Origin of the sequence: Streptomyces sp. NPDC001068 (genome assembly GCF_042897315.1) — a bacterium.
Classification (GTDB): Bacteria; Actinomycetota; Actinomycetes; order Streptomycetales; family Streptomycetaceae; genus Streptomyces.
Genome location: NZ_JBIAYD010000036.1, coordinates 1 through 6,855, shown reverse-complemented (window position 1 = coordinate 6,855; position 6,855 = coordinate 1). Strand labels below are relative to the sequence as shown.

At 69.7% G+C, this 6,855-nt stretch carries 4 protein-coding genes; 1 reads left to right on the top strand and 3 read right to left on the bottom strand.

Annotated elements, in window-relative coordinates; all coding sequences use genetic code 11:
• Nucleotides 1-1,456: 1,456 nt before the first annotated feature.
• The gene (locus ACFY3I_RS43480; RefSeq protein WP_390866482.1) at nt 1,457-2,359 is read left to right on the top strand and encodes a replication-relaxation family protein; all 903 of its coding nucleotides are present in this window, start codon (nt 1,457-1,459) and stop codon (nt 2,357-2,359) included.
• A 457-nt stretch (nt 2,360-2,816) separates the two neighbouring features.
• On the opposite strand, the gene ACFY3I_RS43475 is transcribed toward ACFY3I_RS43480, so the two are convergent.
• From ACFY3I_RS43475 to ACFY3I_RS43465, 3 genes are all read right to left on the bottom strand, one after another.
• On the bottom strand, nt 2,817-3,185 hold the full coding sequence (locus tag ACFY3I_RS43475) for a hypothetical protein (RefSeq protein WP_390866481.1): 369 nt from the start codon (nt 3,183-3,185) through the stop codon (nt 2,817-2,819).
• Nucleotides 3,186-3,770: 585 nt separating this feature from the next.
• Nucleotides 3,771-4,097, bottom strand: coding sequence for a hypothetical protein (locus ACFY3I_RS43470; RefSeq protein WP_390866480.1), 327 nt, complete (start codon nt 4,095-4,097; stop codon nt 3,771-3,773).
• A gap of 872 nt (nt 4,098-4,969) precedes the next feature.
• On the bottom strand, nt 4,970-6,352 hold the full coding sequence (locus ACFY3I_RS43465) for a hypothetical protein (protein WP_390866479.1): 1,383 nt from the start codon (nt 6,350-6,352) through the stop codon (nt 4,970-4,972).
• Nucleotides 6,353-6,855 lie beyond the last annotated feature (503 nt).

Below are 6,855 nucleotides of genomic sequence, written 5' to 3'. Positions count from 1 at the left end.
GCGCGCGGTCTGCTCCGCAGACGCGACGCGGTGCCGCTACGCGGCACTTACCGGCGCTACGCGCCGAAAGGCCCGGACTCCGTCCGGGCACGGGCAGGCACTCCGTGCCCGCCCTACCCGACCAGCGCTCCGCACTGGTCGGGGGCCTGTCTGCTCCGCAGTCAGGCGAAAGGCGCGGCGGCGGCAGGCGGGTGCCGAACTCTCGCCGCCGCGACCAGTCCTGACGGGCCGTCAAGGCAGAGTCGTGCGTCAAAGTTGATACCTGGCTAGTTTCTGGGCTGACACGCCACCACCATTCCGCCCTCTGTGAATGCGTCAATTCTCGGACAGGGATACTTTCTGGGCTCACGCCGCGCCCACGGTACGGAACGCCGATACGTGCGGCCCCGTATCCGAGAATGCGTCATATTCCGGCGCCGGATGGATTCTGGGATGACGGCCCGGGGGCTCTTCAATTACCGCATGAATACCTGTGCGACTCCAGCAATAAATGCGGCCGTGTATTCCCCGAATGCGTCGACGGGGCTCCGTAAAGAATTCGTGGTCGCGTATGCGGGATTGTGGGATTCGTGAGCGTCGCCGAGATCGGCGAGGGCTTCGCCTAGGGCGTCCAGGGCGTGGTGGGGCGGTGACGTAGCCGAGGGTTCCGGAGGGGTCGACGGCCCACACGGTGGGATCGTCCGAGTCGGCGTTCTACGGGGCGAGGGGGTGGCCGGCGGGGCATGCGAACAGGTCGCAGGGCAAGGCGCGGAACTCGCTGCCGGGGGCCGGTGGAACAGGTGCCGCAGGTGAGTGCGTGCATGGGAGTGCCCTTCAAGGTGGAGATCCTGGTGAGGCACACGAAGGCCGCGCGGCGGCACGGGGCTCGGGGACGCCGGAGGCGGCCTGGACCGGGACGTGGTCCGGCGCTGGAGGCCGCCCCCGGGACGCCGTGGGCCGGGCCAGGACCCCACCCCCACCCCGAACACGTCCCGCGCCGTTGGCTCCGGCCGTATTCGCTGGGTACGACACCGCAGCCACGCTTTTCCCTCCTCTGCGGCTGGGCGGTTTGCCCGCCCGTCGTCGCGCGCGGCCCCCCGGTCGCGCGCGAGGGACACCAGCGGAGCCCGATCCCCTCGCTCGCCGTCCGGGGCCTGTCCCACCCACCCACTTCTTCCTGTTCTTCCTGCTGTGGGGCGTGGACTTGGGGGCGTAGAGGGGATGTCGGCTCTCCGACCGCGGCCGCACCAGCGTGGTGACCTGCGGGTTCACGGACAGTCCCGGTAGAGCGGGCGGATGGTTGTCGGACGGGTTGTCGGCGGGGATGTGGGCCTGGTCCACGGAGGTGTTGTCGCTTCGTGACCGTGGTTGGGCCTTCGTGGTCGGGGTTTTGGTAGGGGTCGGCTGCTGCTGTGACTGGTAGGCACGGTGCCGGACGGGACGGTGCCGCGCCGGACGGGAGGCGAGCGGATCTGTGATGATCGGTGTGGATGTGGGCAGCGGGGACCGGCTGGCGTTGGGTGTGCTGGCGCAGTACCGGATGGCCACTACCGAGCAGATGCACCGGGTGATCGCGCCTGGGGTGCGGATCGAGCAGACGAGGCGGCGGCTGGCCCGGCTGCGCGTGGAGGGGCTGGTCGAGCGGATCACGCTGCCGCAGGCCGGACGGACGCGGGTGTGGTTTCCGACTGAGTACGGCGTGCGGCTCGCCTGTGAGTGGCCCGAGTTGCGCGGGCGCCGGCCGTCCAGGACCGTGTCCGATCCGACTGCCGTGCGGCTGAAGGCCGGCCACACGCTGACCGTGACCGAGACCGCGCTCGTCTTCCTCGAGGACGCCCGCCACCGCGGCGATGTGTGCGAGCCGCTGGACTGGATCTGCGAGGTCCACCACCCGATCGGGAGCGGCGAGGCCGTCATCCCCGACGCGCTCCTGTACTACCGGCGCGGTCCTGCCGACGGCGACAGCGGGTCGATGCTGCGGGCGTTCGTGGAGGTCGACCGGGCCACCATGGGGCCCGAACGCCTGGCCGCGAAGCTGACCGCGTACGAGCGCCTCCACCGCTACGTGCCCGTGGTCCCGGGACGCCGGCCGACCGGACAGGAAGCGGCGGTTGAGGGGTGGCGGCGGCGCTACCCGCTCTTCCCCCGTCTCCTGTTCGTCCTGGACGGCACCGGACCGGCCGGTGTCGAGAACCGGATCAGCGCCCTGCGCGCGCAGGCCGGGCTGCTGGCGCCGTCCCGCTTCCTGTACGACGTCCCCGTCCTGGCGGCACCGCTGGCCGGCCTGCTCCAGGACGGCCCCTGCGCACCCGTGTGGCGCCCCGTCCACAACCCCGACCAGCGCGTCCCCTGGACGGGGGCTGGGCACCGCCAGGTCTGACGTGCGGCCGCCATAAACGACGGCAATGGGGCACGGGTCTGTGCTTCGCCGGCAGACTCCCCGCAGCGAAGTAGTCGGCCACCGGATCAGCGTGTGTCCGCCTCATGTCGACCTGGTCAGCCGCGCACCCGAACGCCGACAGCCAACCGGTCGGAGCACCACGAGGGGCCGGAGGAGGGCAACCAACCGCGTCCCGGTCTCTGTGGGTGTCAGCGGGGCGCTGACCAGCCGTGGTCGGGGCTGGACGCGGCACAGCCGAAAGCGTGGTCGGGGTCATGGTCGGGGCGACCATGCGCGGACCACCGCGTCGGCTCCGGGGTCCGCCGGACGCCCGGACGGGAGCCGGTGTTCGCCTCCGTGCAGTACGTAGGCCCACACGCCGAAGAGTTCCGCAGGCCGGTGTCCCGGCGGCCTGCGTGCACAGCGGCCGGTCCCCCTACTGACGCGCAATGCTGCGTCACTGACACAGGGCGTGCCGGCCGCTGGCATGAGGTCTGTACAGCTGCTTCAGCTCAGGCGGTGGTGGAGGAGTGCGAGGCCGGCTGCCGCTGCCCGGTGCTGATAGGGGCGCAGTCCGGGGCCCCGGGGGGGCGGGCCGGCGGGCGTTGCGGTGCCGGTGGCCGGTGAGTGCGGGAAGGAACGCCGTAGTGGTGTCGGGGCTGCTCGCGGTGGCGGGGTGGTCGCGGAGCAGCCGGGCGACGTCTGCAGGTGCGTGTCCGGCGAGGACGAGCCGCGGGGCGAGGGAGGCGGCGTCGATGCAGGCCGGGCCGGTGGTGGCGTGTGCCCAGTCCACGAAGGTCACCCCGAGGTGGTGGTCGCGGACCATGTTGTCGGCCTGCAGGTCGCCGTGGACGATGCGGTCACCCTGTCATCTCACGCAAGGGATCACCGAACATCACGGGCATGGACAAGCTCCGCTACGTCGTGGAACAGACTTTCGCCCTGCTCCATCAGTTCAGACGTCTCGCCGTTCGCTGGGAACGCCGAACCGAACTCCACGAAGCATTCGTTTCGCCGGCCTGCTACGTCATCTGCTGGAGACGGCTCAAGAAAGCCCACTTGGCTTTATCGACGGCACATGACAGCAGTTGTCGACGGCTTCGGGAGGCACTCTCCGGCCTCGGATCTCGATGTCGACGAGAACGGAAGGCATTGCCGCTACTCGGCAACGGCGGGACGACGGCCGCCACCTGCGCCCGTAGCCAGCGCTTTTGTCCTGTGCCCCGGACGAGCGGCAGTCGGCTTCTTGCCGGTCGGTACCGCGCTGCTGTCCGAAGCCGTCGATATTCGACGCAGGCAATGCCTCCCGAACTGCGCGAGAAACGCTGCTCCTCGTCATCGACAGAGCCACCCACTCTTGATCGCACCCCAAGTGATCTCTGCCAGCCCACCATCTTGAAGGTCCCCGGGGCTACTGGTGCGGTGCGTGCCTCGTTCCGGTCTGCTCTGCTGTGCCTGCCTCGGCTGCGGTGAGGATGAGCCGTCCCTCGACTCGTGCTTCGACGACCCTGACCAGCAGCGTGCTCGCGTCGTCAAAGCGCAAGGTGAAGTGCGGATCGAGCCGCATCAGGAAGTCGAAGCTCTCCCTGTCCTCCGCGGCCAGGGGAGATTCGAAGGTCGCCTCGGACGTCCAGTTGTCTCCGGCGGCACGGACCACGACCTGCACACGGAGCCTGCCCAGACACGTCGAGCGATTGGCCCACCACTCAAGCGTCGCGGTGCCTTCGTGGCTGTCCATGGGCCCAGTATCGCGAGCGAGCAGGCAGCCATGTGCCTGCGATGCAGAATCTGAGGTCACAGGATCGTGTTACAGGCTCGTAGGGACGCCCCGTTGCTGTAGCGGCCCGGTTGGGCCCCGTGCTGCCGATGAGGGGCATCTGCCAGAACGGGAATGTCCCGCCGATGGTGCCGCGGGCACCTGACCGTCCGCTCCTCGCCCGCCCACGGAGTCCGCCAACCCACCCGACCGGCCGGAGCCTGTCGACACCGACTCCCCCGCTGCCCCCCTTGGCAGGGCCGCACACCCTGACCCGCCCCCTCCGTCCACTGGGGCACGCCAGGCGCAGTCAGAGCTGCCGAACACTCGTTGCGGCCTCGTGAGCACGAGCCACTCAGCGGCGCGGGCGCAGGGCGGGATAGGCCCGCAGGGGGCCCACACCGTGGCGGATGTCGGCGTACAAGGTCATGCGCGGAGGTCCGTACAGGTTCACGTACAGAGATCGGGTGCCACTCGTTGGGGGCCGGCTGATAGCTGCCGAACTTCGGGCCGGGACGAGTTGTCCAGGGTGGGCGGAGCCCAGCGCGGAGCGCTGCCGTAGGCGCCCTTGACCACTCGGAGTGGCCCATAGACACCCTCATCGGGCGGCCCCACCACCCACTTCTTGCAGGTCAGTTCAGACATCTGGATCTTTGTATTTGAGCCTGTACCGGCCTGTGTACGTGAGCCAGTACCCCGACAGCGGACGGCCTTCGTCCGCCGCACACCGCAATCGGCAGATCACCAAGGTGTCACCCATCCGGCAAGTGCTTTCAGCGCGACGCACTGTGCGGGTCACCGCACCTGACCGGTACGGAGCCCAGGACCGCATAAAGCGCCACCCGCGGGGCCTGTCACGGGCTGCCTTTCTCCGCGTGAACACCGTTCACGGCCGATGTGCAGGTGGTGCAGCGGCCGTCCCCCCGAGGGTGAGCGTGCCGCGGTGTCGGACCGGGGCAGGTACGGCACAAGGGCCAGCCCAGACAGGCCGGGCACAGATCCTCGCCCGTAGCCGTCCCCGGACGCCCGCATCCCGCGCACTCGACCAGAGCCCGCCAGGCCAGTGCTTCCCCCACCGAGCGGGAAGCCGCCGAGGTGTTCTGCTCCGGCCGCGTTCTGTCATCCCGCACCGGCCCGTCCCACCGTCCCGCCCCACCGGCGGGCGGCGGATAGGCCTGGGCGGCGCGCAGACGGGCGGCGATGATCGCCCCGACCGTCCTGTGTACCGGATCAGGCAGCGGACGGCCGGCAATGACCTGCCGTAAATGCTCCGCGCTCCAGCCCGCCTCCAGCATCACCGTCACCACCCGCCCCTGGTCCGTGAGCGTCTTCCCGGTCAGCAGCAACTCGGGACGCACCGCACCGACCTCCAACAGCAGCCGGATACCTGCATGCATCACATCAGCCGACGGAACAGGCGCAGCCATCGAGCCCGGCGCGCCCGGTGCAGTCGCAGCCCCCGACCCGTCCGGCCCACCCTGCCCGGGACGACTGTCCTGCCCGGCCTGCCCGGGGCGGCTGTCCTGCCCGCCCGGTTGGTACACGGCCACCGGCAGACCGGCAGCCCCGGCTCCGCACGGAGGGAAGGAACTGGTCTTCTCTCTCGTGGTCTTCTTACCCCTGGTCTTCTTACCGCCGCGGCCCGCCAACACAGGCTCAGCCAATCCCGGAAAACCCGACCCAGGCGGCGAACCGGGATCCTGCCCGGCCGGCAGATCAGTGATGACATACAACGCCCGGCCCAGCGTGCCGTCCCCATGACGCTCACGGCCACGGCACAGGTACCCGAAACACTCCAGCTCCCCGATCCCCGCCGAGACCGCCACAACGCCCTCACAGCCCCCGCGCACAAGACCGGCGACAGAGACATGCCAGCCCTCCCGGTGCGAGGACAGGAACCCGTAAATCCCCTTCGCTCTAAACGACAACCGGCCATCCCTCAACAACCCGTTCCCCACCCGGGTAAAACCCGCCCCCGCCATCACACCCCGCCGCACCCCCGAACCGCCGCCCGCGTCGCGTTCATCCACGACCGCGACAGCCGGCACTGTCACCGGAACACACCCACCGGGAACCGCCGGACGATCGGTGACCGCATACACCACCCCACCCAGCGTCCCGTCCCCGCGACGCAGCCGTTCCCGTACCAGATAGCCATACCGCTCGAGTTCGAGTAGACCGGCACGGACCGCCTCCCGGCCATCAGGACCCACCGACACCAGATCAGCGACGGTCACCCGCCATCCGTCCCGATGCGAGGACACAAACCCGAAAATCCCCCTCGCTCTAAACGACAACCGGCCGTCCCTGACCAGCCCGTTACCGATATGAGTGAACCCGGCACCCGCCATCACACCCCGCCGCACCCCCGAACCACTCACCACCCCCACCCCCGCCCCCACGGCCCCTCACAACCACAACCAGCCACCACCCACAGGCCCACCCACGCCCACGCCCACGCCGGCAGCCACAGACACGCACACGGCCACAGGCCTGCGAGCGGCCCCAGACACCCACGCGGCCACAGACACCGCAACGGCCCCAGACACGGGAGCGGACGCACCGAGCGCCTCGGAAGCACCACCGCACCCCAGACAGACGAGGCCACCCCCGCCAAACAAACCCACAAACCCTTCAGATCTCTCAGAGGGCGGTTCGTGAGCCTTTGAGTGGTGTTGGTGTCGCCTGATGGTGTGAGCGCGGGCTGAATCCTCCGGTTCGCAGCGGCCGATCTGCTGGC

What these genes read in the sequence shown, in the direction of transcription:
- ACFY3I_RS43470 (WP_390866480.1), bottom strand. Translation starts at nt 4,097, where the DNA reads ATGGACAGCCACGAAGGCACCGCGACGCTTGAGTGGTGGGCCAATCGC.
- ACFY3I_RS43480 (WP_390866482.1), top strand. Translation starts at nt 1,457, where the DNA reads ATGATCGGTGTGGATGTGGGCAGCGGGGACCGGCTGGCGTTGGGTGTG.
- ACFY3I_RS43475 (WP_390866481.1), bottom strand. Translation starts at nt 3,185, where the DNA reads ATGGTCCGCGACCACCACCTCGGGGTGACCTTCGTGGACTGGGCACAC.